The 2,916-nt window shown below is 46.7% G+C and carries 2 protein-coding genes; both read right to left on the bottom strand.

Going from position 1 to position 2,916, the window contains the following annotated elements:
- Positions 1 to 219: 219 nt before the first annotated feature.
- Positions 220 to 1,404 carry an aspartate aminotransferase gene (locus QT974_RS33060; protein ID WP_333472593.1) on the bottom strand — a complete coding sequence of 395 codons (1,185 nt, stop codon included), beginning with the start codon at positions 1,402 to 1,404 and terminating at the stop codon, positions 220 to 222.
- 234 nt (positions 1,405 to 1,638) lie between these two features.
- Positions 1,639 to 2,784: an iron-containing alcohol dehydrogenase family protein gene (locus QT974_RS33055; protein ID WP_333472592.1), complete on the bottom strand. Its 1,146-nt coding sequence runs from the start codon at positions 2,782 to 2,784 to the stop codon at positions 1,639 to 1,641.
- Between the last annotated feature and the right edge of the window lie 132 nt (positions 2,785 to 2,916).

Here is a 2,916-nt window from a genome sequence, read left to right as displayed (position 1 = left end):
TATTTGTTATTTGTTATTTGTTATTTGTTATTTGTTATTTGTTATTTGTTATTTGACAGTTGTTATTTGTTATTTGTTATTTTTGAAGATTTCCCAATAATCAGTAACTAATGACTGCTGACTAATGACTAATGACCAATCACTAATGACTACTGACTAATAACAAATAACTAATAACAAATAACAACCAACAAATAACTAATGACTAATGACCAATGACTATTGATAGCGAATGTTTGCTTGTTTCAAACGGCGCAAAGCTTCTCCCAGTCGATCGCAATCTGCAATCAAACTAACCCTCACATATCCTTCTCCACCAGGGCCGAAAGCATTACCAGGAGTCACAACCACACCAGTTTGCTGCAAAACATTCAGGGCAAAATCGGTAGAACTAATGCCCGGAGTGCAAGGAACCCAAAGATACATCGCAGCCAGAGGTTTGGGAATATTCCACCCCAATTCTGCTAAGCCTTCAACCATAAAATCGCGGCGAATGCGGTAGCGCTCCTGCACTTCGTGCAAGTAACTGTCGGGCAATTGCAGTGCTGTTTCTGCGGCTGTTTGCAACGCGGAAAATATACCGTAATCTAGGTTGGTTTTTAAGGTGCGCAAACCTTGAATTATCTTGCTGTTTCCTACTACAAAACCGACTCGCCAGCCAGCCATATTGTAGGTTTTAGACATGGTGTGAAACTCAACACCAATTTCTTTTCCACCGGGAATTTCTAATAAACTTGTCGGTTGATACCCATCAAAGGCTAACTCCGCATAACATAAATCGTGAACCAACAAAATTTGATGTTTGTGTGCGAAAGCAACAATATCTTTGTAAAATTCGCGCGGGGCAGTTGCTCCGGTGGGATTGCTGGGATAATTAAAGTAGAGTATTTTGGCTTGTTCGGCTACGCTGTCGGGAATGGAACCTAGGTCAATTACCCAGTCATTCTCTGGTTTGAGGATGATGTTGTGAACTTTGGCACCGGCGATGATTGGGCCGCGAAATAATACTGGATAAGCGGGACTCGGTACTAATACTAAGTCGCCGGGATTGATATAGGCGATCGCAAAATGTGCTAAACCTTCTTTAGAACCCAATAAAGGCAATGCTTCGCTTTCTGGATCGAGTTCAACATTGTAGCGTCGGCTGTACCATTTGGTAATAGTACGGCGAAAACTGGCAGTTCCTTCAAAGGGCGGATAGCCGTGATTTGCAGAATTTTGGATAGCTGCGACGGCGGCTTCTACTACCGGTTGAGGAGTCGCACCGTCGGGATTTCCCATTCCTAAGTCTATTAAATCTAGTCCTTGTTCGCGGGCGCGGGCTTTGAGTTCGTCGAGACGGGCAAATACGTAGGGCGGTAGTTTTTGCAACCTGTCAGCAGGGCTAATCCAATCCAAGGTCATTTTTTGTGTATCAGTTGTTAGTTGTTTTCCGGGTTTGTAGTCAGGACTTCAGTCCTTTCTAACACAGCCTTTTCAGGACTAAAGTCCGAACGATCAAACTGTTTTAATTCTTAATCTTTAATTGTCCCACAAGTGGTGCGGTAGAAAACATCGAAATTTTCGGGTTCGTAGTAAGGACTTCAGTCCTTTCTAGGGCAACCTTTCAAGGACTTTAGTCCGAACCATCAAACTTTTTTAATTCTTGATTTTCAATTCTCCCACAGGTACGGTGGTAGAAACCATCGCTGCCATTAATTGTTCGGGAACAACTTTAAAGGGCAGTCTGTGGATGTCGGAATTGGGATAGCAGGCTATTTCAGCCGCGCGCTGCAATTGTGTGAGGCTAACGTCTCCGAGTCCTAAGTCCTCTAAAGTTTGAGGCAATCCAATCTCAGCATAGAATTTTAGCAGTTGCTGTCTGGCGGTGGCTGCGAGTTGATTGTTTTGCAGAATTTCTTCTAGCCGCAGTTGCACTAATATGCCGTAGGCAACTTTTTCGCCGTGCAATGTGCCGTGACTTGCTAATAGATGAGTTAGGCCGTTGTGGACGGCGTGGGCGGCAACGGTGCGACATTGGGCGCCACCAATTCCGCCGATTACTCCTGCTAGCAATACGGTGGCGTCTGTGACTTCTTGCCAGGTTTCGCTACCGGGTTCTTTGAGGGCGGCGGCTGATTTTTGGAACAGGATATCGCGCAGGATTCTAGCTTGTTGGACGGCAGAAATTATCAGAGTTTGTTCGGAGTGTCCGCTGCTGACTGATGCTTCGTACCATTTGGCGATCGCATCTCCAATTCCTGCTACTAATGTCCGCTGCGGTGCTGTTTGAATTAAGCCGTAGTCGAGGACTAGCAAATCGGGACATCTGGCTAATGTGACATCGTATTGGAACGCACCTTGTTCGGAATAAATGTTAGAAAGTGCTGTCCAAGCGGCACAGGTGGCGGCTGATGTGGGGATGGTGACGATCGCCATTTTGGACTGGTGGGCGAGGAGTTTGGCTGCATCCAAGGCTTTGCCGCCACCGACGCCGATGATGAAGTCGGCTTGATGGGTTTGGACGGCTGCGCGGAGAGTTTCGAGGCTGGTTTCGCTGCAATCCTTGCCGTAGGCTGTTTGCGCGGATTGTAGCTGTTGTTGTTCCAGGATTGGTTGCAGGTAGGGTTGGGCGGCGGCGAGGGAGTTGCTACCGCCGACGATTAGCGGCCGCTTTCCGAAACGGGCGATCGCATCTCCGGCTTGTGCGAGGGCGTTTTGACCGCGCAATACACAGGCGGGAGCAATTGTCAAGGAATAAATTGCAGTAGGGGTGGCGGTTTTGGTGCTTTGGGTTTGAGTCATCGAACCAGTGGATAAGTGACGGGAAGGTTGACGCTTTGCAGGATTGCTGGATTTTATAGGATAACTCTAACTCGTGTTGGACAACATGGTAACTTTTGTAAAGTTTTTATTAAGTATTGTGGTTGGGCATGG

Origin of the sequence: Microcoleus sp. BM001215392 (genome assembly GCF_036700185.1) — a bacterium.
In the GTDB taxonomy this organism is placed as follows: domain Bacteria; phylum Cyanobacteriota; class Cyanobacteriia; order Cyanobacteriales; family Microcoleaceae; genus Microcoleus.
The sequence above is the reverse complement of the archived record's forward strand: the minus strand, read 5'-3'. Positions and strand labels throughout refer to the sequence as shown.

What these genes read in the sequence shown, in the direction of transcription:
- QT974_RS33060 (WP_333472593.1), bottom strand. Translation starts at nt 1,404, where the DNA reads ATGACCTTGGATTGGATTAGCCCTGCTGACAGGTTGCAAAAACTACCG.
- QT974_RS33055 (WP_333472592.1), bottom strand. Translation starts at nt 2,784, where the DNA reads ATGACTCAAACCCAAAGCACCAAAACCGCCACCCCTACTGCAATTTAT.